The organism is Paenibacillus sp. FSL H7-0350 (genome assembly GCF_038593195.1).
Taxonomy (GTDB): domain Bacteria; phylum Bacillota; class Bacilli; order Paenibacillales; family Paenibacillaceae; genus Paenibacillus_AQ.
Window position 1 is genome coordinate 211,446 of sequence record NZ_CP151972.1, and the last position, 24,343, is coordinate 235,788.

At 54.2% G+C, this 24,343-nt stretch carries 22 protein-coding genes; 15 read left to right on the plus strand and 7 right to left on the minus strand.

Translation table 11 applies throughout. The features are described 5' to 3' along the window. Positions 1–2: 2 nt before the first annotated feature. The 3 genes from NYE24_RS01095 to NYE24_RS01105 all read left to right on the plus strand — a co-directional run bounded on the left by NYE24_RS01095 (position 3) and on the right by NYE24_RS01105 (position 3,284). A complete protein-coding gene (locus NYE24_RS01095) occupies positions 3–863 on the plus strand; it encodes a DegV family protein (protein WP_036694488.1) in 861 nt (286 codons plus the stop codon). Positions 864–878: 15 nt separating this feature from the next. Beyond that, complete coding sequence (recG, locus tag NYE24_RS01100) at positions 879–2,930, plus strand: ATP-dependent DNA helicase RecG (RefSeq protein WP_076154746.1); 2,052 nt, start codon at positions 879–881, stop codon at positions 2,928–2,930. Positions 2,931–2,996: 66 nt separating this feature from the next. After that, positions 2,997–3,284: a stage VI sporulation protein F gene (locus NYE24_RS01105; protein WP_036694485.1), complete on the plus strand. Its 288-nt coding sequence runs from the start codon at positions 2,997–2,999 to the stop codon at positions 3,282–3,284. A 114-nt stretch (positions 3,285–3,398) separates the two neighbouring features. Here the strand turns inward: NYE24_RS01105 and NYE24_RS01110 are convergent, their stop codons facing one another. Next, entirely contained in the window at positions 3,399–4,271 is an 873-nt protein-coding gene (locus NYE24_RS01110; protein WP_076154748.1) for a YitT family protein, read from the minus strand. Positions 4,272–4,336: 65 nt separating this feature from the next. Further along, entirely contained in the window at positions 4,337–4,711 is a 375-nt protein-coding gene (locus NYE24_RS01115) for a hypothetical protein (protein ID WP_036694483.1), read from the minus strand. Positions 4,712–4,874: 163 nt separating this feature from the next. Between NYE24_RS01115 and NYE24_RS01120 the strand changes: the two genes are divergently transcribed. Continuing rightward, a complete protein-coding gene (locus NYE24_RS01120; RefSeq protein ID WP_342477836.1) occupies positions 4,875–5,330 on the plus strand; it encodes a DUF2500 domain-containing protein in 456 nt (151 codons plus the stop codon). Positions 5,331–5,472: 142 nt separating this feature from the next. On the opposite strand, the gene NYE24_RS01125 is transcribed toward NYE24_RS01120, so the two are convergent. Beyond that, positions 5,473–6,408 (minus strand): NlpC/P60 family protein, encoded by a 936-nt coding sequence (locus NYE24_RS01125; RefSeq protein ID WP_256706288.1) that lies wholly within the window; start codon positions 6,406–6,408, stop codon positions 5,473–5,475. 325 nt (positions 6,409–6,733) lie between these two features. Here NYE24_RS01125 and NYE24_RS01130 point away from each other — a divergent pair, with 325 nt between their 5' ends. The 7 genes from NYE24_RS01130 to NYE24_RS01160 all read left to right on the plus strand — a co-directional run bounded on the left by NYE24_RS01130 (position 6,734) and on the right by NYE24_RS01160 (position 15,218). After that, positions 6,734–7,810 (plus strand): ABC transporter substrate-binding protein, encoded by a 1,077-nt coding sequence (locus NYE24_RS01130; RefSeq protein WP_036694482.1) that lies wholly within the window; start codon positions 6,734–6,736, stop codon positions 7,808–7,810. A 70-nt stretch (positions 7,811–7,880) separates the two neighbouring features. After that, the gene (locus tag NYE24_RS01135) at positions 7,881–8,810 is read left to right on the plus strand and encodes an ABC transporter permease (protein ID WP_036694477.1); all 930 of its coding nucleotides are present in this window, start codon (positions 7,881–7,883) and stop codon (positions 8,808–8,810) included. Beyond that, complete coding sequence (locus NYE24_RS01140; protein WP_209985520.1) at positions 8,797–9,591, plus strand: ABC transporter ATP-binding protein; 795 nt, start codon at positions 8,797–8,799, stop codon at positions 9,589–9,591. Before NYE24_RS01135 ends, NYE24_RS01140 begins: the two co-directional genes overlap by 14 nt. A 275-nt stretch (positions 9,592–9,866) precedes the next feature. Beyond that, positions 9,867–10,658 (plus strand): SDR family NAD(P)-dependent oxidoreductase, encoded by a 792-nt coding sequence (locus NYE24_RS01145; protein ID WP_342477837.1) that lies wholly within the window; start codon positions 9,867–9,869, stop codon positions 10,656–10,658. Between the two features lie 240 nt (positions 10,659–10,898). After that, entirely contained in the window at positions 10,899–11,621 is a 723-nt protein-coding gene (locus NYE24_RS01150) for an MgtC/SapB family protein (RefSeq protein WP_342479181.1), read from the plus strand. 82 nt (positions 11,622–11,703) lie between these two features. After that, the gene (locus tag NYE24_RS01155) at positions 11,704–12,696 is read left to right on the plus strand and encodes an aldose 1-epimerase (protein WP_036694474.1); all 993 of its coding nucleotides are present in this window, start codon (positions 11,704–11,706) and stop codon (positions 12,694–12,696) included. Between the two features lie 710 nt (positions 12,697–13,406). After that, positions 13,407–15,218, plus strand: coding sequence for an LTA synthase family protein (locus NYE24_RS01160; RefSeq protein ID WP_179090394.1), 1,812 nt, complete (start codon positions 13,407–13,409; stop codon positions 15,216–15,218). A 15-nt stretch (positions 15,219–15,233) separates the two neighbouring features. On the opposite strand, the gene NYE24_RS01165 is transcribed toward NYE24_RS01160, so the two are convergent. The 4 genes from NYE24_RS01165 to NYE24_RS01180 all read right to left on the minus strand — a co-directional run bounded on the left by NYE24_RS01165 (position 15,234) and on the right by NYE24_RS01180 (position 18,484). Then, positions 15,234–16,235, minus strand: a complete 1,002-nt coding sequence (locus NYE24_RS01165; protein ID WP_342477838.1) for a hypothetical protein — start codon at positions 16,233–16,235, stop codon at positions 15,234–15,236. Beyond that, complete coding sequence (locus NYE24_RS01170; RefSeq protein ID WP_342477839.1) at positions 16,232–17,239, minus strand: hypothetical protein; 1,008 nt, start codon at positions 17,237–17,239, stop codon at positions 16,232–16,234. Before NYE24_RS01170 ends, NYE24_RS01165 begins: the two co-directional genes overlap by 4 nt. Before the next feature lie 11 nt (positions 17,240–17,250). Next, positions 17,251–18,150: a WYL domain-containing protein gene (locus NYE24_RS01175; protein ID WP_342477840.1), complete on the minus strand. Its 900-nt coding sequence runs from the start codon at positions 18,148–18,150 to the stop codon at positions 17,251–17,253. 145 nt (positions 18,151–18,295) lie between these two features. Further along, positions 18,296–18,484 carry a hypothetical protein gene (locus NYE24_RS01180; protein WP_076154758.1) on the minus strand — a complete coding sequence of 63 codons (189 nt, stop codon included), beginning with the start codon at positions 18,482–18,484 and terminating at the stop codon, positions 18,296–18,298. Between the two features lie 217 nt (positions 18,485–18,701). Here NYE24_RS01180 and NYE24_RS01185 point away from each other — a divergent pair, with 217 nt between their 5' ends. The 4 genes from NYE24_RS01185 to chvE all read left to right on the plus strand — a co-directional run bounded on the left by NYE24_RS01185 (position 18,702) and on the right by chvE (position 24,270). Further along, positions 18,702–19,715, plus strand: a complete 1,014-nt coding sequence (locus NYE24_RS01185; RefSeq protein WP_036694467.1) for a substrate-binding domain-containing protein — start codon at positions 18,702–18,704, stop codon at positions 19,713–19,715. A 21-nt stretch (positions 19,716–19,736) separates the two neighbouring features. Further along, positions 19,737–21,602, plus strand: coding sequence for a sensor histidine kinase (locus NYE24_RS01190; protein ID WP_342477841.1), 1,866 nt, complete (start codon positions 19,737–19,739; stop codon positions 21,600–21,602). 22 nt (positions 21,603–21,624) lie between these two features. Next, the gene (locus NYE24_RS01195; RefSeq protein WP_076154762.1) at positions 21,625–22,854 is read left to right on the plus strand and encodes a response regulator; all 1,230 of its coding nucleotides are present in this window, start codon (positions 21,625–21,627) and stop codon (positions 22,852–22,854) included. Positions 22,855–23,160: 306 nt separating this feature from the next. Beyond that, complete coding sequence (gene chvE, locus NYE24_RS01200; RefSeq protein WP_036694464.1) at positions 23,161–24,270, plus strand: multiple monosaccharide ABC transporter substrate-binding protein; 1,110 nt, start codon at positions 23,161–23,163, stop codon at positions 24,268–24,270. Positions 24,271–24,343 lie beyond the last annotated feature (73 nt).

Sequence of the window (24,343 nt, forward strand, 5' to 3'; positions counted from 1 at the left end):
TTATGAGTCGTACCGTAATCGTTACCGACAGTACATCCGATATCCCGCCTGCTCTGGCGGAGCAATACGGCATTGAAGTGGTTCCGCTGACGCTGATGTTCGGCGAAGAGGCATTTCGGGATAATGTGGATATGACTCCGGAACAGTTCTACGAGCGTCTTCCCCGCTCGACACAGCTGCCGACCACTTCGCAGCCTTCTCCTGTAGAATATATGAATGTATACCGTAGTATACAGGAGAAGAATCCGGGCAGTTCAATCCTGTCCTTCCACATATCCTCCGGCTTAAGTGGAACCTACCAGTCTGCTGTCATGGCCAAATCCATGCTTGAAGAGGAAGGCGAAGCTATCACTGTGGTGGATAGCCTCTCCGCCTCCTACGGCTTCGGATTCATGGTTGTGGAAGCTGCCCGGCTGGCGGAGCAGGGACATGCTCCTGCGGAGATTCTGGCGAAGGTGGAGAGACTGCGCCAATCCCGGAAGCTGTATTTTCTCGTGGATACCCTTGAATATCTGCAAAAGGGCGGCAGAATCGGCAAAGCGTCCGCTATCCTGGGTACACTGCTCAATATCAAGCCGATCCTCTCCATTGATGCGGAAGGCATTATCTATGCGGTAGAGAAGGTCAGAGGGCGCAAGAAGGCAGTCGCCCGCATGATCGAACTGTTCAAGGCAGATCTGCCGGGTGTGAATACAATACATGTGGCCGTGGGTCATACGGCTGAACCGGCTTCCGGCGAAGAGTTCCTGCGGGAATTAGCCGGACATTTCACCTTGAAAGAGAAGGTTCTGACCAATGTGGGCCCGGTTGTGGGCAGCCATGTCGGGAACGGGACCTTAGCCGTATTCATCTGGCCCGCCTAAGTATAGGGGATGAACATGGTGCTTACTTTGGATTCAATTGAAGTGAAACAAATAACTGGCGTGAGCGCTCAAAAGCAAAGCGAGCTTCACGCCTTTGGCGTCTTTACAGTGAAGGATCTGCTGGAGTATTACCCTTTCCGGTATGAGGATTTCCGTCCGAAATCACTCAGTGAGGTCAAGCACGGAGATAAGGCGACCGTGGTGGCCAAGGTTATCGGCATTCCGGTGTTGCAGCGCTTCGGGGGCAAATCCCGTATGAGCTGCAAGATGGTGGCAGAGCCGTGGATGTTCACCGCGACATGGTTCAACCAGCATTATGCGCGTGAACAATTGACGGTCGGCCGTGAAGTGGTGCTGACGGGGAAGTGGGACCAGAAGCGCAATCAGATTACGGTGACCAACTATGAATTCCCGGACCGCGGAGAAGGCAAGACAGGTACTCTACAGCCGGTATACTCAATCGGAGGCAAGATTACGCAGTCCTGGATCCGCAGAATTATCGGCCAGGCTCTGCAGCAGTACGGAGACCTGATCCCGGAGATTCTGCCGCACAGCATTATGCGCAAATATGACTTCATGTCACGCAAGCGGGCCATTGCCACAATTCATCAGCCGGAAGATACGCGCGAGGGCCAGCAGGGAAGGCGCCGGATGGTGTATGAGGAGTTGTTCCTCTTCCAGCTTAAGGTACAAGCCTTCCGCGTGCTGAACCGTGGCCGGATGGATGGTGTGGTTCATACGGTGGACAACGCAACGGTAAGGCAATTCGTGCGCAGCCTGCCGTTTGAGCTGACCGATGCCCAGAAGCATGTGGAGCTGGAGATTCTGCAGGATATGCGTTCAGGGTATTGTATGAACCGGCTGCTTCAAGGCGATGTGGGCTCCGGCAAAACCGTACTCGCGGCCATAGCGCTCTACGCGACTGTAAGATCCGGATTTCAAGGTGCGCTAATGGTGCCGACTGAAATCCTGGCAGAGCAGCATATGCGCTCGCTCACGAGGATGTTCGAGCCGTTCGGCATTACTGTGGGCCTGCTGACCGGCAGCGTAACCGGCCGCAAACGGAAGGATCTGCTGGCCTCTCTACAGATGGGAGTGCTAGATGTGGTTGTCGGAACCCATGCGCTGATCCAGGAGGATGTCTTCTTCCGCAGCCTGGGGCTTGTGGTTACGGATGAGCAGCACCGCTTCGGGGTGAACCAGCGCAGTGTCCTGCGGCGCAAGGGCTACAACCCGGATGTGCTGACGATGACCGCCACTCCGATCCCGCGGACGCTGGCGATCACCGTCTTTGGCGATATGGATGTGTCTACGTTATCTGAACGGCCGAAGGGCCGTGTGCCGATTACCACCTACTGGGTGAAGCCGGATCTGCTGGAGCGGGTGATGAACCTGATCAGCCGCGAGATTGAGCAGGGGCGGCAAGCCTACCTGATCTGTCCGCTGATTGAGGAGTCAGAGAAGCTGGATGTGCAGAATGCGATTGATCTGCATGTGCAGATGTCGCAGGCTTTTCCGGATTATAAGGTGGGTTTGCTTCACGGGAGAATGACGCCGTCGGAGAAGGACGAGGTAATGCGGAACTTCTACAGTAACGAATTGCAGCTTCTGGTGTCTACAACGGTCGTAGAGGTTGGTGTCGATGTCCCGAATGCCACGCTGATGATTATCATGGATGCTGACCGCTTTGGGCTGTCTCAGCTGCATCAGCTGCGCGGCCGGGTCGGCAGAGGGGAGCATGCTTCCTACTGTGTGCTGATGGCTGATCCGAAGTCGGAGATCGGGCGCGAGCGGATGACTGCAATGACAGATACGGATGACGGGTTCGAGGTATCACGGCGGGATCTGGAGCTGCGCGGACCGGGGGATTTCTTCGGGACGAAGCAGAGCGGCCTGCCTGAATTCCGGCTGGCGGATATGACCGCTGACTTCGAGACGCTGGAGCTGGCACGCGATGATGCTGCTGAGCTGCTGCGGGAGGCTTCCTTCTGGACCTCGGCGGATGTTGCGCCGCTGCGCGGGTATTTGCAGCAGGAACAAATTTTCCAGGGGGATTTAATTGACTGAACAGGCACATCCGGGCACCTGCCTTCATATACTGTGAATGATTGGATATGACAGGAGGTGCTGTAATTGGGTTATCAGCAATATGGAATCAGTCCCCAGCTGGTGGAGCGCATCAAGTTGAAGATGAAGAATCCGGCGGTCAAGGAACGCGTCAAGAATATGATTACCGGCATCTCCAAACAGGAGCTGCAGGATACAGCAGTCGTGCGCAAGCTGGTACGCAATGCCTCGTCGGTGATGCATGAGAAGCTGACGTCTGCACAGGAAGAGCAAATTGTGAAATTCGTCATTGCCCAAAAGATCGACCCCGGCAATACGTTTCACTTAATCCGCTTATGGGGGATGTTCCGCTGACGAAGGCGGGATTCAGTAATCCTCTGATAGGCTTGCAATCCAAAAAGCGTTCCCGTAAGTAACACACGGGAACGCTTTTTACTTATTCTGTGCTGTCCTGGAAGGCCATACTGCTCAGCCCGGCGGCTTATTGCGGAAAAGCGCTGAGATCCGGTTGTTCCGCGCGGCATTGATTACAATCTTGCTGTCCTGATCACAGTCATGCACGATAGAGGCTAGCTGCTCTTCCTCCAGCCTGCTGGCCAGACAGAATACCGTACCTGGCTCACCTTCAGGCCCTGTGGATTTTACGAGCTTCACCTCGCGGTCCAGCGACTGCTGGAGCTTGCGCCGGATCTCCTCGCATTTGCTGCTGGTAATGAACACCGCCTGGGTGAGCGAGAGGTCTCTTAGGGAGAATCGCAGCGCTTCAAAGGCGAGCAGATACGCAATGATACTATACATCGCCTGATCCCAGCCGAATAATGATCCGCCGTAGAGCAGGATGAGCATGTTGAACAGCATAATCGGCATCTCAGCCGATTTGGGCGGTCCTCCGTTCAGCAGCCGTACGCTTTGCTTCTCGCTTCCTGCGGTCAGGCCACCGAAGCGCACAGAGATGCCCAGGCCGAACCCGAGGCATAGACCTCCGGCAATAGCCGCGGGCAGCGGCTCGCTGATTGCCGCCGGGAAATGGTGCAAGGCCAATGACCCTGCCGTCAGACAGATCAGGCCAAGCATCGTATACAAGGCAAAGCGGAGATTAATCTGCCTGCGCGACATTAGAATAAACGGAAGGTTGAACAGGAACAGGAATAATCCAAGCCGCATTTCTGTCATATGGGACAGCAGGGCGGATAATCCGGCAATGCCGCCCGGAAGCAGCTTATGCGGCATCAGGAACAGCTCAAGACCAACAGCTGCAAGTAATCCTCCGCCTACAACGGAGAGCAGACGCAGGGTTTTGGAATAAGGTAAGGGTGCAGCTTTTCTATATCTGACTTTCATAAGATTTCCTCCTTTCAGCAGGAAACCGGTATTTGTGTTGCGGATTAAGGCGATGGCAGCTTCGTTCAGCGTATAGCTAGCTGCTCTCCTACGAAATGTGAATTATATTTGAGGGGAATCATCAGCAGCCGTTTCAGCAGAATGTAAATGAAGGGCAGCAGAGATACACAGAGCAGCAGCCCGGGAGGTCCGGACTCCAGCGTCAGAGGGTTCTCATGGGGAGCAAGCCGGACGGCCTGGGCGTCATAAATCTGCATATGATGAACGCGCACCGGCTGGGCCAGCTTATGCTCATAGCGGTCTAGACGGACAGAATGCATCTCAGGCTCTTGTTCATGCAGCATCTGGAGGGCCATGATCAGAAAAGTCAGCAGCAGTACCGGAAGGAACACAGCCTTCAGCAAATCCAGCAGCGACAGACGCATCCAATCTTTCCTCATGAGAACCCCCCTTTTTTTGAAATAGAAGAATGTATTTATTTAAAGCATATCATAGGATCTTAGCAGGACCAAATATAATACGCTATTATTTCAAGGCCTACGACTGCGAAATAACGAAACCGGAGCTGCTACACTGCGTATTCTCTAGTAAATTGAACTTTTTGTGAAAAAAATATCGGAAGGAGCAGATAATTTGCATAATGCAGGCGTATTTAACGGTTTGTACCCGGCAGCGGCCAGCAGTCAGAGCGGATTTTTCACGGAGGGGCCGTTCTTGTTAAAGCTCATTCTGCTGCTGATCGCAGGCTTTGTTGCATATACCATTTGGAGAGGGCTCAAGACCTGGATGACGAACCAGACCAGTCCTCTGCAATCAAGGGTCGTTACGGCAGTAGCCAAACGGACAGAGGTCTGGGGTGGAAGAGGTCATATGGGGACACATACGAGTTATTATGTGACCTTTGAATTCCATAATGGCAGCCGCAGAGAGCTTGAAGTGAAGCCAAAGGCGTACGCCATGATTGTGGAGGGGGACCGGGGAGAGCTGTCGTATCAGGGCAGCCGGTTCAAAGGGTTCGTGCGGGCGGGGATGCAGAGGGACAGTGGAGTCAGCAGGTGACTATTGACAGAGCATGCCTCCAAGAAGAGTAGGGAGTAACCTTTGGAATAATAATGATTTGCAGCAAAAAAATGCAAGGAAGTGAACCGGCCGCTATGTGAGCGAGCCCGGGCAAGCTTCCTTGCATTTATTGTGTCCGGGTCTAGAGCACGCGCTGCATGTGCAGAATTACGTTGCTCCAATATCCGCTGTCCAGCTCACTGATCTGTACGCCAGGGTCACCCCAGGTGTGAATGAAATTCCCACCGCCGATGTAGATACCGACGTGACCAGGAACCGCGTCGCTCTCGAAACGTCCGGGTACGGTGAAGAAGATCAGATCGCCGGGCTCCAGCGCGCTGCGTGACACCCGTCTGCCGATGTTGTCCTGATCTTTGGCCAGCCGGGGCAGATCCACCCCGAACTTCTGAAAGACATGGCGTGTAAAGGACGAGCAGTCGAAGCGCTTGGTCTCTTCATAGGGTCCGGCGCCGAAATCGTAAGGTACCCCAAGAAACTTTTTGGCATAGGAGACCAACTCGCCTGTGTCCACATTCGATACACTCTGAATCCGCAGCGGCTTCGGAGCTTCTGCCTTGGCGGAATCCTCTGTGCTCTCCCTGTCGGAAGGAGTCGCGATATTAATCTCGCCAGTAACGGGATTCCAGCCGACCTCAGTCTGTAGCAGCTTGGACAAGGCGGTAGGGGTGATATAGATTTGACCTTCACGGCGGACGGGGACATCGGGAAGGGTGATTTTCTGGCCCAATGAGAACACCTGGCTGGAATCCGGCCGCAGCATATACATGACATCACTATAGCCGAGCTTGGTATAGCCGCCGCTTGCCGTGTCATCCTTCATCCGGAAGCCGATGGAGGCGACAGCCGGTTTGAGCGGAATCCAGTACTTGCCTTCCTTGTCGGTAAAAGAATTCTTCTCATAGTAGCTGCCCGCAAAAGTTCCGGTTGGGGTCAGCGAGTTAACCTTGGGAGTGCTGTCCTTGCTGGTGTAGCTGCAGGCGGTTGTTCCCGTAATGGCGGTAACCAGGATAGCGGAGGACAATAACATTTTGCTTGTACGCAGATTGATTATTGGCATTGGGCACGCTCCATTTTCAACTTTAAGGTAAGTTTGTGCAGGACCGCTTTTTTTATGTGCTGCAGGCTTTAGCAAACAATGTCAAGATAAACTGCAGATTGTTGAAGCGGGTGAACATTCATTGTGCGTATTTTGTAAAATATGGCCCCCACTTAAATGATTGACGGGAAATCAACCTACATATAATATATGTTTAATAGATTCGGGGAGCGGATGGGGACAGGGTGCAGGCCTTCGCTTTAATGCTTTTAAAGATGAAAGCGATAATGCTGGACCGCTAGCCCAGGTTCTCGCGCTGAACCCGTACAAGAAGAGGGGTTATCTCATGAAGACAAAGAAGATTTGGATGGGGCTTAGTATGGCGTTGATGCTCGTTGCTGCCGGTTGCGGGAACAATAATGCTCCAGTGAAAAATAACGCGGGCACCGGAAATGCTCCGGCCGCAGCAACGGAAGCTCCAGCCTCGGGTGCAGGCTCAGGCGATGCCAAGTCCTACAAGATTGCTATCTCGCAATATGTTGAGCATCCGTCTCTGGACGCCACCCGCGAGGGATTCCTGGCTGCGCTGAAGGATGCAGGGATTGTCGAAGGGGAGAACCTGAAGGTGGATCTTCAGAACGCCCAGGCTGATCAGGCCAACAACCTGTCCATTGCCCAGAAGATTGCCGGCGACAAGAACGATCTGGTGCTGGGGATTGCGACACCTTCAGCTCAGGCAGTTGTTCAAAAAGTGAAGGACACTCCGATTCTATTCGCTGCGGTAACCGACCCTCTCGATGCCAAGATTGTCAGTGATCTGGAGCATCCCGGAGGTAATGTGTCCGGCGCATCGGATACCAATCCGGAGTCGATTACCCGCCTGATGAACTTCATTGCCACGCAATTTCCCAAGGTGAAGAAGCTGGGCCTGGTCATTAATGAAGGAGAGCCGAATGCTGTAGTTATGGCGGATATCGCCAAAGGTGAGCTGGACAAGCACGGGATTGAGCTGGTGAAGGCGGCGATTACCAATACTTCGGAAGTGAAGCAGGCTGCAGAATCGCTTGTAGGGCGTGTAGATGCGCTGTACATTACGCTTGATAACTCCGTTGTCAGCGGCGTAGACTCGATTATCCAGACGGCTAATGACAACAAGCTTCCGTTCTTCTCGGCAGACCGTGATACGGTGGAGAAGGGTGCTTTTGCTACAGTAGGCTTCAAATACTATGATCATGGCTATCAGGTCGGCCAAATGGCGGTAGAAGTGCTTAAGAACGGAAAGAGTCCCGGTGATATGAAGGTGACGATGCAGGAGAAGCTGGACTTGGTCCTTAACCTCAAGGCAGCGGCAGCACAGGGAATTGAAGTGACCGATGCCATGAAGGCTGAAGTGGCTGACCCGGGCAATAATATTATTCAATAACCTATAGAGTTCATAAACAGGGCGCGTCCGAGGGTGGGCGCCCTTTGCCGCTTGAGGGAGGAAGTCAGCAATGTATAATTCATTAATCGGGGCTCTGGAAATGGGCCTGCTCTACGCATTCATGGCACTTGGGGTGTATATTACCTTCCGTATTCTGGATTTTCCCGATCTGACGGTGGATGGAAGCTTTACAACCGGCGGCGCGATTGCTGCAGTGATGATCAGTAGCGGTTACTCTCCATTACTGGCGACTCTGTGTGCACTGCTCGGCGGAATGGCGGCAGGAATGTGTACCGGTCTGCTCCATACCAAAGGTAAAATCAACGGCCTGTTATCAGGGATTCTGATGATGATAGCCCTGTATTCGATCAATCTGCGGATTCTGGTGAAGCCGAATGTCTCCGTGATGGGGGAGGATACGTTATTCAGCTCCATTAATCCTCTGCTGGTTATGCCTTTTATCGTCGTGCTGGTCAAAATCCTGATGGATCTGTTCTTGCGCACTGATCTGGGGCTGGCCCTGCGGGCCACCGGCGATAACTCGCGGATGATCCGCAGCTTCGGAGTGAACACTGATACAACAACCATTATGGGAATCAGCCTGTCGAACGGGCTGGTGGCGCTCTCGGGCGCATTGATCGCCCAGTATTCTTCCTTCGCCGATGCTTCAATGGGGATAGGGATGATTGTCATCGGGCTTGCATCGGTGATTATCGGGGAAGCGCTCTTCGGTGCGAAGAACGTCTTCCGGGCGACACTGGCTGTATTGCTTGGCTCAATCGTGTACCGGATCGTCGTCGCTCTGGCACTCCGGGTATCTTGGCTTAAGGCTTCCGACCTCAAGCTGATCACCGCAATTATCGTTATTATTGCGCTCGTCTTCCCGTCGGTTCAGCGGTATGTGAAGCAGAAGAGCACGGCCCGCAGACGGACCGCAGAGCTTGCTGAGCTGGCTCAGCGCAGTAAGCAGAGAGGAGGGGCCGCTAATGTTGAAGCTTGATAATGTATGTAAGCTGTTCAACCCCGGCTCACCGGATGAGAAGGTCGCGCTGCTGGGAATTGATCTTGAACTGAACGCCGGGGATTTCGTAACGATTATCGGCAGTAACGGTGCCGGCAAATCTACGCTGATGAATATTATCTCAGGCGTGATGAAGCCCGATCTGGGGGAAGCGCGTATTGAGGGCAGCTCGATCAGCCATCTGGCGGAATACCAGCGCGCACGCTGGATCGGCCGGGTCTTCCAGGACCCGATGGCCGGGACTGCTCCGCATATGACGATTGAGGAGAACCTGGCTATGGCCTACAAGCGGGGCAAGCCCCGCGGGCTGTCCTTGGGTGTCAACGCGCAGAGACGTACGCTGTTCCGCGAACAGCTCAGCCGCCTGGGCATCGGCCTCGAGGACCGGCTCCGGGCCAAGGTGGGGCTGCTCTCGGGAGGCGAGCGTCAGGCGCTGAGCCTGCTGATGGCAACCTTCACCCAGCCGCAGATTCTGCTGCTGGATGAGCATACAGCCGCGCTTGACCCATCGCGCGCGGAGCTAATCACCACCCTTACGGAATCCATTGTCCGTGAGATGAAGCTGACTACGCTGATGGTTACCCATAACATGGATCAGGCGATCCGGCTGGGCAACCGGCTTATCATGATGGATAAAGGGTCGATCATCCTCGATTTCGATGAGACACGCAAGAAGGATCTGACGGTAGAGCGTCTGCTTGGCGAATTCGAAGCGATCAGCGGCCATAAGCTGGCTGACGACCGGATGATGCTGGGCTGATTTTGGATCATTATTCTTTAGCGTTAAGGCTTGATCTGACGCCGGTTCAACCGGTACGGGTCAAGCTTTTTTGAAATATAAAAATTTATATGTTTCACGCTATAACTTATCCTTCTATTTCTCACTGAAACGGTACCGTCCTTTAAAAGGACGGCGCAGCCGTTTCCGTTTGCCATTTCAGGCGCTATGTTCCGATTCACTTCCGGGTATGAGAGGTAAAGTTAAGGGAAAGAACATAACTTGAACATCAAACACCAATGGAGGCGACTGCACATATGACTGCGAAGAAACTGGAAGGCAAGGTAGCGATTGTTACAGGAGGCGGCTCGGGTATCGGCCGGGCATCTGTGCTGGAGTTCGCCAGAAGCGGAGCCAAGGTGGCACTTCTGGACCGGACGGTGGAGAATGCGGAGAAGGTGGCCGCTCAGATCAAGCAGGAGGGCGGAGAAGCCGCAGTGTTTGAATGCGACATTGCTGATCCGCAGCAGGTGGAGCATGCCGTGAACCAGGTAGTGGAGAAGTGGGGACAGCTGGATGTGGTCTTCGCCAATGCCGGGATCAACGGCGCCATGACACCGATTGAGACGATGGACATCGAGTCCTGGGACCAGACGATTCAGATTAATCTGCGGGGCACCTTCGCCACCGTCAAATATGCGATTCCCCATCTCAAGGAGAAGGGCGGCAGCATTCTGATCAACAGCTCGATTAACGGCAACCGGGTATTCTCCAATGTCGGGTTCTCTGCATATAGTACAACCAAGGCGGGGCAGGTGGCTTTTATGAAGATGGCTGCGCTTGAGCTGGCCCAGTACAAGATTCGTGTAAACGCTATCTGTCCGGGAGCCATTACCACGAATATAGATGATAATACCTATCCTTCGGATGATCTTAAGGAAGTGCAGATTGAAGTGGAGTTCCCGGATGGCGGGCAGCCGCTGGAGAAAGGGCCGGGGCGACCAGATCAGGTGGCCAAGCTTGCGTTGTTCCTGGCTTCTGAGGATTCTGATCATATCACCGGTACGGAAATCTACTGTGACGGAGCAGAATCGCTTCTGCACGGCTAATCCTTCTATAAGTCACTCATCGCTCATATGATGGGATAAGTGAGGTCTTCTCTGAAGCGGACGATGTTCCTTGCCGGGGCCTCAGGCAGTACTGCCTGAAGCTCCCGGTTAGCGGGGATAGGCGTCCGTTTCTTTTTTTGAACAGGGGGCAGAAAATTTCAGTAAAGATTGCAGCGTATTTCAGGTATACTGATTCTATGTGCCATGACGGGCGAGAAAGGAGGAAAATAAATTATGAATATGGACCTGCTGCATACAGAATCAATCATTAAGCTGCTGGTGGCCATGCTGTTCGGGCTGTTCATCGGCATTGACCGCCAATTGAAACAGAAACCGCTGGGAATTCGGACCAGTATGGTCATCAGTATCGCCAGCTGTCTGGTTACCCTGGTATCTATTCACGCGTATGACAAATTCGGTGGACCTGAGCATCCGAGCATGGACCCGATGCGTCTGGCGGCGCAGATCGTCAGCGGCATCGGTTTTTTGGGGGCGGGTGTCATTCTGCGCAGAGGCGGAGATGCCATCTCCGGGCTGACCTCGGCGGCGCTGATCTGGACGGCTTCCGGCATCGGGATTGCGGTCGGCGCGGGCTTTTTTGTAGAGGCAGGTTATGCGGTGGTTCTGCTTATGTTCGCAGTCAATGCTGTGCCTCATCTGATTAAGGCCATCGGACCTGAGGTGCTGAACAAGCACGAGATCTCCATCAAAATCATTATGGAACCCAACTATATCCTGACGGATGTCATCCAGAAGATTGAGCAGCGGAATGTCATGACCGACCAGCGCAAAACGCGCAAAACCGGCCGGACCATCCGGCGGATGAAGATCAAGGATCTCGATGATGGCAGGCAAATGATCGATATGGTCGTCTCTGCGCCAGACAAGGATTATGCTACGGAAATCTATTATGATGTCAAAAAAATCGAGCATGTCATGAGTGTCGAAGTGGAGCAGCTGTAAAAATGGCATGTCTCCATTCCGGCAGATGTGGTACTCTATCTATGAGAGAGTCATTTTGAACATATGGAAGGGGATTAATGTAATGACATCGATTACAGCATTTGAAGGACACTATGAGGGCGAAGCTGCTGTCTGGCTGAAGGCTGGCCGTTATGAAGCGGCTATTCTGCCGGGCATCGGCGGGAATCTGATCTGCTTCCGTGATACTGAGAGCGGTTACCGTTTCCTGCATGAGCCGGGCGCGGAGGAGATGGAAGCATTCAAGGCGAACCCGGGCATTCACGGCATTCCTGTGCTATTTCCGCCTAACCGCTATGAGGATGGAGAGTTCCCTTGGAACGGACAGACCTACCACCTGCCAGTCAATGAAGCTAAGACCGGCAATCATCTGCACGGCTTCCTACATACAGCTGCATGGGAGGTAGAGGAATTCGGCACCGGCAAAAGTGAAAGCTTCGTCACTGTAGCTATTAAGGTGGATGAGAATCATCCGTCCTATCAGTACCTGCCGTTCAAATACACGGTCAAGCTGCGCTACTCGCTCGGTGAAAGCGGCCTGTCCCAGCAGCTGCTGGTCCACAATGACGGCGATGTGCTGATGCCTTGCCTGCTGGCGTTCCATACGGCTATTAATGCTCCATTCGCACCAGGCAGCAGCGCGCAGGATTACCGTGTTAAGCTGACGATTGGCGAACGTTGGGAGCTTAATGAGCGGATGCTGCCAACCGGTAAATTCCAGGAGCTGACGGCCGATGAGGTGGCTCTGCGCGGCGAAGGATTGTATCCGTTCTACGCGTCGATGGACAACCACTATACTGCAGCCGCCCAGAATGGACGGAACCGGATGGAGCTTACCGACAGTAAGGCTGGAGTTACGCTGGTGTATGATGTGGGCACCTCGTATAAGCAATGGATGATCTGGAACAACGGCGCGACCGAAGGCTTCTTCTGCCCTGAACCGCAGATCAACCTGGTGAATGCGCCGAAGGTGGATCTGCCTGCTGATGACATCGGTTTGTTCGGGCTGGAGCCTGGGGAATATTGGGAGGAGAGCAGCCGGATATACGTGAAGTAGGGGGAGACAAACTGAACTTCAGTTCGTAACCTTAGGCAAAGGCGTCATTCCGGAGAATATTTGGACTTCCGGCCGCTGTTGTCCCCAGATTTCTTGATTTATACCGCTTAGAGCGGTAGAAATCCGGTGACAAAGGCGGACGCTACCGCTCCTACAGTTCCAAAATTCCCCTCCAATCCTTGGCCTAATTATTAATTATCCTTTCAGTCTATCCTGCTGGGATGAGAATAGAAAAGATAAGAGAGCAGCGTCTGAAATTTGGATGCTGCTCTCTTTTTGCTGGGAGTAACTGGCTGTAGGCTCATTGCCTTATTGAGTGCTTTCAGAAGCGGAGACAGTTGGAAAAAATCCACTTGCTGATGGGCGGAAGAAGGCTGGTCGAGAAGCAGTTGGAAAAATAGCATTTGTTGAACCAGATTTCCTTCAAAAGAGCCCTAATCCGCTTGTATAGATGTAGTTATTCCAATTGCTTCAGCAAAATCGGTAGAATCCGGAGTATTAAACTACGTTTTTCAACTTGTTATCCTTCGGCTACTTCGCCGATAGCTTTTTTTTGAAGAGGGGGGGTATCCAGCAAGCGCACGTTTCCTCCCCAAATCCTAGTGGAACAGGAGAAAAATAGAGGGTGTGCCCAATTGGATGCTAAATTTTAAGGCGGTTTTAAGCTAAAAGGCGTATACTACTCCTTTAACAGTTAGGAGTGAATGAACTTGTCACGGTTATTGCCATCGAAGCGTTTGTCGTATTTATTGATTATTTTGCTGGCTATAGGGTTTGGGCTGAATTTGTTTTTGCAGACTGCCTCTTTTCGGATGGATGTGCTTCATACGCTAAAGTGGGTTGGCGCTTATCCTTGGCTGTATTGTACTGGAAGTCTGTTTATTTTCTTCATCCTGCTCTTAAGCTCAGTGATTGTGCCGAACGCGTATGCGGGACCGGCAGTGGTCTCGGCGCTGTTCGTTCTGCTTGGGATTGCCAGTGATCAGAAGCTGGCTACGAGAGGCGAACCACTGTTTCCGTGGGATCTGATGCTGCTGAAGAATGCCGGTGAGATGAGTAAAATCACCAGCGGGATGATCTCTCCGCTTGCTATAGGGGCCGCTGTTCTGCTGGTTGCCGGTCTGGTCCTTGTGATTATTAAGCTGCCGAAGAACCGGATCAGACTGTCCTTGCGCGTGACGCTGGCGGGGATCTCTGTAGGGCTCAGCGCATGGTTTCTTGTGCTGGTTACCGGTCAATCTCCTGTTGTTGCAGCGATGAGCTATCAGAACATCTTCTGGAATCAGAAGGTGAATTATACCCAGAACGGGTTCGTATATGCCTTCGCCGGGAATCTGCGGCAGAGCCTGATGGACAAGCCGGAGGGCTACAGCCGTGAAGCGGTTGAAGCGGTGGCTGCTAAGTATTCGGCATTGCCCGATGTGCAGGTGCAGGCCGCGCCGGAGGAGCAGCCGAACATTATGTTTATGATGAATGAGGCGTTCTTTGACCCTACGCGCCTGCCTGGGTATACATTAAGCGAGGATCCGCTGAAGTTCATCCATGCGGTGGCGGGCCAGACGCCGTCCGGTTATTTGCTCTCCCCGGAATTCGGAGGCAATACGGCTAATGTGGAGTTCGAGGCCCTGACCGGGCTTTCGATGTATTTTCTGGGGGATGGAACCATTCCTTATCAACAGCGCATCGTCAAAATGTCCTCCCTGCCGTCGATCGTCAGTATTCTGAAGGACAGAGGGTATGAGGCACTGGCGCTGCACCCGTTCGATGAGACCTTCTATAACCGGAACCGTGTGTATCCGGTGCTGGGCTTCGACCGCTTCACGAGTGAGAAGGATCTGCCGGACGCTGACCGCCTGACTCCAGGGGGGTATGTCTCGGATAAAGCGGCTGTACAGGAGGCAGTCCGGCAGCTTCAAGCGGCTTCGGGCCCGGCATTCCTGCATCTGGTGACGATGCAGAATCATTTTCCATTCACCAAAGGCCTGAACGGACCGAACACGATCACCGTCCAAGGAGGCCTGCCGGAGCAGAAGGATGAGCTGGAGACTTATATACAGGACACCAAGTTGACAGACGAGGCCATGGCTTATCTCCAGCAGGAGCTGCTGAAGATAAAGCGTCCGACCCTTGCGGTGTTCTGGGGAGATCATCTGCCTGCGCTCAGCGCCGGGATCTATACCGCAGCAGGCTGGGATCAGGAGCCAAGGCTGAAGCATGAGACGAAGCTGTTGGTGCTCGCTAACTTTGAGATCGGGAAGGAGCCGCTCGGGACGCTTAGCCCGGCCTTCCTCGGCCCTGCAGTCTTCCGGTTATCCGGGCAGACGCTGCCAGCCTTCTACAAGCTACTGGAGCAGGTACGGGCGGAAATTCCCGGACTCAGCAAAAAGGTGCTGATCGGGCCGGGCGATACCGGAATCCTGAAGGAGTTAACCCCGGAGCAGCAGGCGCTGCTGAATGACTACCGTCTAGTTGAATATGACCTGCTGGAAGGGGAGAAGTACGCGGAGTCTCTGATGTTCTGAGCACTCCGTCAGGGCTTAGCGCAGCCCCACATCATGGAAGCGGTTCTCGATCGGCTCCCGCAGCAGCAGACGGATGGACTGGATCGCTGCGGTCTCTATACGCTTGGCTTCCCGGAGGAGCGGCAGCAGGCTCTCAGCATCAATGGAACATGGTGCCTCTGGTGCTTGCACGAGCCTCTCGTTAAGAGTGTCTGTAATTTCATTATAGACAGCGGCTAGAGCCGTATAATGTTCGGCAATCCCCTCGAGCTCGGGCCAGTACAGGCTGGCTTCCCTGGCGTAGGCAGCCGTATCCTGTTTCATACCAGCATAGAAGACCAGCGTCTCATAGGCTCCGGCAGCATCATAGCTCTTATCCGCTAAGGCTACCAGCACAGCGTCATAGGCCTTGAGGCCGCAGGCATATTGCGATTCCGGCAGCATCAGATCATGGACCTCTGCCTTGTACACCGCTTGAATGAAGGACTCTCTGATTACCTGAAGAGTATCTTTTTGGACCTGACCTTCATAGATCTGGCCGTACCAATATGGTGACTCATTTCTTCCGAGTTGATCATAAGGCAGCTCCAGCTCAGCGGCAGCATCACTCTCCTTGTAATAGAAGAGCTGCCGCTCATCATCATAGCGGGTAATCACTACGAAACGGTCTTTCCAGCAGACCACCCCGGTGCCCTGCTCAAGGGATTGGCGGATTGCCGCAATAGCCTGCTTCTGATAGAGAGGGAAGGTGGGGCTGAAGTTAAAGCCTGCACCCTGACTGGCGATAATGCCGATCAGATCAGCTGCTACGAAATGTTCAGCTGCCCAGTTATAAGCCGTAGCAGAATCCGGGTGAAGCTGCCTGTGCACCGACAGGCGGAAGCATAAGGCCGTCATTCCGGCCAGCATGGGCTTCGACAACGTGAACCAGCCTTTAGCCGACAGGACCTGATGCATGGCATCCGCAAAAGAAGATGCGAGCGGCACACGCGGTTGATCCGCAGTGGCTGAAACGTGCTTGTTATAATGGTCATTCATCGTGCGGTATGCGCCCCCCATCTTGGCAGTGTGGACCGCTTACGGTCCGGGTACTGTCCGGAGATTATTTTGACCCGCCCCATGGCCTGCTCCTCAAGCTCCAATGCCCTCTCCAAAGCAGCACAGAGGGACGGAAGCTGTTCCTCATTCAGCACCTTGCCGCTGTTGTTCTCAGAGATTGCAGCCGTGAGCGGCCCCCTCAGTCCTTCCACCAGCTCAGCATACAAGTGCTGAACCTCCTCCAGCCCCGGCAATACAGACTGAACCTCCCGCAGATAAGCGGAGATTTCGATCCTTGATGTCAGGTAGGATTCCAGGATGTAGACAGCGCCGTAGCTGTCGAATCCGCCCTGCTGAAGCGCCCGGATCAGGAAGCTGTAGGCCAGGCGGCCTGAGCCGAGGCTTACGTCAGGAAGTGTTTTGTGAGGAGTCTCCCAATCCTCCAGCGCAAGGCGAAGCGATTCGAGCACAGTATCCTGCAGCGGAATCTTCACCCGCTCTCCAACATACGTACAGTCCCAGAAGGGTGTGAAGTTAAGGCCGAAGTTATCATATAACACATATTGTGTCTCGCCGGACCAGCCATCCTGTACATAGAACACGCGGTCATCCTCATCATAACCATGAATCACTCCGAATTCCGGTATCCAGTAGATGCAGGCCAGGCCGCGGTCGAGACTCAGCTTGACACCGTCAATAGCGATGCGCTGATACTCCCCGAACGAATCATGTCTGGTTCGCCCGCCGTCATCCAGCAAGAAGATCCCGAGGTTATCGACAGCCCGGCGATGCTCTGTGCCCCACTGTCCGTAAGCTGTAACAGACATGGGGAGGAGCTTCTCGTGCACGGTGAATTTGAAGGCCATGCCGCTTAGCCCGGAGAGCATGAATTTTGGACCCTCGAATAAACCGGCGGCAGTGGTTACGGCATAGAGCGCATCGGTAAAAGATTTCGATTCACGCTTCATCTGAACGTCAAGAATTACGCCTGATCGTTTGCTCACTGTTCATTCTCCTATTCATCCAGCCGTTTCAGCGTTGCCTCACATATACTGCGAAGCTTGTCCTTAAGCCATTTGGGGGACAGGAGGGCATTCCACTCCGCCTGGAGCAACTGAGTAATAAACGCGCTGGTATCATAAAAATCAACCTCATAGACCTCATCAGCGGCGGCGTGGAGCCTGTAACCGCCCCATGAGCTATCCTGAGGTATTCCGTTCATACGGATTCTCGCCGTGAAAGGCTTCAAGGGTCTGGTCTGCTCTGCCGTTGCCGCCGGGCCGTCCTCCACGGGGATGAAGACCCTGCCGGTCAGCGTTAGCTGGCGGATGCCAGACAGGCTGAAGTACTCGTTTCGCCCGTCTCCCTCCACAGCGGCCACCAGATAATCTTCCTCTACCCGCCGGCTTAGCTGCTGGGGGCAGAGATATAGCTCCTGCGGAGTGTCCTGTCCATTCCTGTAAAGAACATGGACCACCCTGCGGGCCAGGATCGCCTGCTCCAGCATCTCTATCATCTGTATGCGCTGGGCATTCACTTCAAAGACTGGCAGCTTAAGCTCTCTATCTGTAAGCGGCTGCTCGGTGAACCGCTCCAGCAGACTCCCGACCTTGCGGATACTCTGGGCATTCTCATAATCATAGTGACTATACCGGTAAGCCAGATATTTAAGCACCCGCTGCTCCTCGTCCGTAATGTACAGATGAGGCAGCACGAAGCTGTTGTTCTGATATATATATCCGCGCTGCTTCGCCACATACTGGAGCGGAGCCCGCAGGGATTCTGTCAGGTATTCAATATCCCGCTGCGCCTGGCGCCTCGAGATCTCGAACTGTTCCGCCAGCTTACTGCTGTTCGGATAAGCAAGCTGGCGGATCTGCTGGTCAAACCACTGAATCCGGTGAATATGGCTCATACTACGGCTCCGCTCCTTTCTGTAAGCCTCCAGTATAGCTGGTGATGACGCATTAGACCAGAGGTGAGCATTCCCCGTCAAGAAACAAGGATGCTGCCCGGCATCCATGCGCGAAGCATGAAGCAGGGGGCATCCTTGCGTCAGTTTACCGGTTTGCTGCGTCCACTCTAACCTGCGCGGCTTTGTCACAGCGCTTGCAGACCTTCAGGGCGGTGCCGTCGGATTTTATTTTGGTGTAGAGCAGCTTGATTCGGGTGGTTCCGCAGACCGGACAGGTGCCGCGTCCGCGGGAAGGAAGGGTCCAGAGTACCCGTCCGCGTTTGGTTTTTGACATTCTTGTAATCCTCGTTTCATTGAATTGATGGTACCTGTACAGTATAAAATAGCTGGTACGACATAAAATGTCGCAGCAGATATTGAGTTTTTAACTATAGGCCCTGTAACGTAATTGACGGAACGGCTGCCAAGCCAGTAGACTAGATTGGACATAGATGGAAGAACCTGGGGCCCTTGTGCCTTCGGCATTCATTTTTATGAAAGGGGTTACATATGTGAAAAAGCTTTGGCTCGTCTACGTGCTGCTAATCGGCATCTTCGTGCTCTACGTGCTGAATTACAAGCAGCAGGGGAATACGGCAGATCCGTGGGAGACTACCGGACTGCGCGGCAATATTGAGGACAAATACGTGATGGTTACGTTCCAGATCGGTATTGATTACTGGAAAAGCGTGCTGAAGGGCTTCGAGGACGCCGCAGAGGAGCTTAATGTATCCGTCGAGTATCACGGCTCCACCCAGCACAACGCGAATGAACAGATGACGGTGCTGGAGCAGACCATCGCCAAGAAGCCGGCGGGAATTGCCATCTCGGCCGTGAATTCCAAGCTGCTTACTGCGACGATTAACAAGGCTGTGGAGAGCGGCATTCCAGTGGTGCTGTTTGATTCGGGCGCTGAGGGCAGCAAGGCGTATTCCTTCCTGGGAACGGACAATTATAATGCCGGAACGAAGGCGGCGGATAAGATGGCCGAACTGACCGGAGGCAAGGGCGAGGTCGCCATTATCACCACACCGGATCAGCATAATCATCAGGAGCGGACGGACGGCTTCACGGATACAATCCGCAGCAAGTACCCGCAGATGAAGCTGGTGGCGGTCAAGGATGGGCGGGGAGATCAGGTGGCGTCCAGGGAGGCTGCCGAGCAGCTGCTGGCGCGGTATCCGCAGCTGGCCGGGATTTTTGCCACGGAAAGTAATGGCGGTATCGGGGTTGCGGAAGCCGTGGAAGCTGCTCCAGGCAGCGGACCGGTCCCGCAGATTATCAGCTTCGATACGGATAAAGGCACACTCGATCTGGTGAAAGAAGGCAAGATTGCCGCAACCATGGCCCAGGGCACCTGGAATATGGGGTATTGGTCGCTGACCGAGCTGTTCCATCTGCACCGCGATTTGGAAGCCGATCCTGAAGCTTATGCCAATAACAAGCCCCTGCCTGTCCCCGATTCTGTAGATACCGGAATCGATGTGGTCACACGGCAGAATGTGGACAATTATTATGCCAAATAGGCGGCAGAGGGGGAGCCTGTGATGCGCAAGACCGGCGTGACGATGGAGAAGCTGAAGCTGAATAATATGCCGATCCGCTATAAGCTGATTATTCACTTCCTGCTGATTAGCATCCTGCCTTCCATTGGACTTGGGCTGTTGATTGGCTGGACGGTGGACCGGATCGTAGAGGAGCAGAGCACTGAGAACACGATGCAGCTCATCCGCAAGGTGAATACGGCCATTGAGAGTGACGTAGAGAATTTGCAGAAAATTACATACCTGATCTCATTCGATCCGGGCGTCCAGAAGTTCCTGAAGGGAGAGCCGCCGGTTCCGGCACAGCCAGACCCCGCAGCAGGTAACGGGGAATCGGCGGAATACAATATCCGCAAATTTCTGCAGGGCTTCACCACGCTCAGCTCCGAGATAGCCGGCATTATGCTGGTCAACCGTGAAGGCGGTTTCATCAGCAATGAGATGTATACCCGTTCCGGTACCCGGCTGACGGAGGAGAGCTGGTACAAGCAGGCGGTAGAGAATAAGGGGATCTTCCTGATTGTCGGGCATCCGTATGGCCGTGCGGTCAGGTCCCATGTGGACTATAAGGAGAGCGAGGTAGTCTCTGCTGTTCGGGCCATTGTGAATCCAGAGACGCAGGTGGTGCAGGGCGTGGTGCTGGTGGATCTGAAGCTGCGGGTGATCGCGGAGACGGCCAGAGATGTCACGCTCGGCAAAACCGGATATCTGACGGTGGTGGATAATCGCGGAGAGATGATTTATGCGCCGCAGCACCCTTTAATGCGTACCATCCCGGCAGGTTTGTTCACCGAGTCCTCGGGCATTACCTCGGAGACCGTAGACGGCCGCAAGCTTCAGCTGATCTACCGGACCTCGCCGTTTACCGGCTGGACCACGATGGGCGTGTTCCCGATGGATGAGTCGGCTTATGGAATCCGCGAGATTACGTTCAATGTTGTCACCTTTGTATTTGTGGTCTGTATGCTGGGCATGACCGCCTCATTCTATCTGGCCTATTCGATCTCCCGTCCTATCGGCCAACTGGCCTCCTTCATGAGCAAGGCACAGTCCGGCGATCTGACGATCCGCTACTGGGGCAGCCGTTCCGATGAGATCGGGCTGCTCGGCCGCAGCTTCAATACGATGCTGGCCCAGATTGGCCGGCTGTTATCTCTGACCGAGCTTCAGGCGCGGCAAAAGCGTGAGGCGGAGCTGCGCAGTCTTCAGGCGCATATCAAGCCGCATTTTCTGTACAATACGCTGGATACGATTCACTGGATGGCCCGCAGCAAGGGGGCGGAGGATATCGCCGAGGTGGTCCAGTCCCTCTCCAGGCTGTTCCGGCTGGGCTTAAGCAAAGGGAGCGATATCATACCGCTCTCCGATGAACTGGAGCATATCGTCAGCTATCTGAAAATTCAGCATGTCCGTTACAGCACCAAGCTGACCTATTCCATTGAAGTGGAGCCGCACTTACAGGAGCTGTATGTGCTTAAGCTGCTGCTGCAGCCGATGGTGGAGAACGCGATCTATCACGGCATTAAGGAGCGGCGCGGCCCCGGACTCCTCTCCATTGCAGTCGTGGAACGGGACAACGACCTGTATCTTACCGTACGCGATGACGGTGCAGGGATGTCTGCGGATAAGTTGAAGGAGCTCAGGCGGCGGCTCGAAGCGGTAGGTACAGAAGAATTGGAGCGCACGGAGACGGACATGGCTGGAACAGGCAGCGCAGGAAGCGGCTATGGCATATTGAATGTGCAGGCGCGGATCCGGCTGACCTACGGAGAGCCGTACGGTATCCAGATTGAGAGCGGACCGGGACAGGGGACGCTTGTAACCGTACGTCACCCGGTTGTTCGTGAGAGTTACCCTGAGAAGTACTAGGACAGAGGAGGAGAATACGCAGATGATAGACAAATGGAAAGTAATCATTGCCGATGATGAACGCATTATCCGGGAGGGCATCCGGCAATGCGTGGACTGGGATAGCCTCGGTCTGGAGGTGGCCGCAGAGGCAGAAGACGGGGAAGAGGCGTTGGAGCTGGCCGTGGAGCATACAATACATATCGCCCTGGTCGATCTGAACATGCCGATTATGCACGGCATGGAGCTGATGAAGCGGCTGCGGGAAGCGCTGCCCGGCTGCAAGATTATTGTGATCACCGGCCACGATGAATTCGCGTATGCACAGGAGTCGATCCGGCTGCAGGTGAATGATTATATTCTCAAGCCTGCGGAGCCGAAGCAATTGATGCAGGTGCTGCGGGGCGTACGAGATGAGCTGGAGTCCGAGCGGCAGCAGAGCCAGCATCTGGAGCAGGCCTCCCGGCAGCTGATGAAGAACTTCCCGCTGCTGCGCGAGCGCTTCTGCCAGGAATGGCTGGACGGCAATCTGAGCCAGGCGGAGATCAGGGAGCAGCTGCAGTTCCTCAAGCTTCCTCCGCAGCGGCCGGAGCTGATCGGCATCATCCGCTGGAGGTGGGAGGGCCAGCATCCGGCGATGAAGGAGAAGGAGCGGCAGCTCTTTTTGTTCGCCATCGAGAATATCGCCGCCGAGCTGTTGGACCCGTATCCCAAGGTGATGTTCCGGGATGCCGCCGGACTGATCGTTATCCTGCTCTGGGATGCCGCCGGTGAGCGCATCCTGGCAGGAGTGGAGGCAGCTGTGCGCCGCCATCTCAAAATCGCCGTTGAAGTCGGCACCCGGCTGATCCAGGGAGAGATTACAGAGCTGGCCGCCGCCTACCGGAGCTGCCGGGTGGCGCTGGTCAAGGAGCAGCCGCTGTCCCCGCTCGTCCGCCGGGCCAAGCAGCATATCCAGGAGCACTACAGCGAATACGGGCTTACCCTGGAGGCAACAGCAGGCTTGCTTCAAGCATCCCCGGTCTATCTGAGCCGCTTGTTCAAGCAGGAGCTGGGCGAATCCTTCGGCACGTATTTGACCCAGACCCGTATCCGCCGGGCCGCCCAGCTTCTGCATTCAACCGAGCTCAGTATTAGCGAGGTGGCGGAGCAGTCGGGCTATGAGACCCAGCATTATTTCAGCACCGCCTTTAAGAAGCAGACCGGAGTGGCACCGCTGCAGTTCCGTAAAGGGGTGCAGGCTGAAGTACGCGGTGAGAGTAAGGGAGATTAGCAATCGGAATTATATTATAGCTACTATAACTACCTCCAAAGCTATAATAATTGTTTGTGAAGCGCCTGTGGTCAATCGGCTACAGGCGTTTTTTCGTCGTATGTGAAACTATGATCGCTTCGCTTCCTTAATTCGACTTTCCAGAGGCTAGTCAAAGGTTAATGGGGTTAGATACACATAAGTTATATTTTCACAAAAATAGTAGCCTCAGTGTAAATACGGCACCTGCTCCCGGTTGCTATACTCGATTTGTCACACGGGAACACCTGTGGAAGACATCAGAATAGTTCAGGGGGTAGTGCAGGAATGAAAAGATATTCAATGATCACGCTTCTGCTAACACTGGTACTCATCTTGTCTGCATGCGGTAACAGCGGTAATTCATCCAGCAGTGCCGGCAGCTCTTCCGGCGGCGGGGATACATCCAAGGGCAAGGTGGGCATTGCGATGCCAACCAAATCTTCGGAGCGCTGGGTGAATGACGGCAACAACATGGTCAAGGAGTTCGAGAAGCTGGGCTACGGCACGGATCTGCAATATGCGGAGGATGTTGTCGAGAATCAGGTGTCGCAGATTGAGAACATGATCACCAAAGGCGTGAACGCAATTGTAATCGCTTCAATTGACGGCGAGGCGCTGACGGATGTGCTGCAGAAGGCGCATGACGCCAACGTTAAGGTCATCGCTTATGACCGTCTGATCAAAAAAAGTGAATTTGTAGACTACTATGCGACTTTCGATAATTTCAAGGTGGGCGTGCTGCAAGGCTCCTACATTGAGGAGAAGCTTGGCCTGAAGGACGGTAAGGGCCCTTTCAACATCGAGCTGTTCGGCGGATCGCCGGATGACAACAATGCCTACTTCTTCTTCGATGGCGCCATGTCGATTCTGAAGCCGTACATCGATTCCGGCAAGCTGGTGGTCCGCAGCAAGCAGCTTACGATGGATAAGGTAGCTACGCTGCGCTGGGACGGCGCTGCCGCCCAGTCACGGATGGATAACCTGCTGAGCGCGAACTATGCAAGCGATAATCTGGACGCCGTCTTGTCTCCATACGATGGTATCAGCATCGGTATCCTGTCTTCGCTCAAGGGTGTAGGCTACGGTTCCGGCGACAAGAAGCTTCCGGTAGTTACCGGACAGGACGCCGAGCTGGCCTCCGTGAAGTCCATTCTGGCTGGAGAGCAGACTCAGACGGTATTCAAGGATACCCGCGAGCTGGCTAAGAAGGCGGTGGAGATGACCGAGAGTGTGCTGAAGGGGACCGAAGCCGAAGTCAACGATACCACTACCTACGACAACGGAGTCAAAATTGTCCCGTCCTACCTGCTGGAGCCGGTCTCTGTGGATGCGGGCAACGTGGATAAAGTGCTGGTAGACGGCGGGTACTATACCAAGGAACAGCTGGGACAATAGCCGTCATATTACAGGTCTAGCGGGTACCGGCGGCAGCCGTGAAGTGCAAGGAGCGCCGCCGGAGAACCGCTGC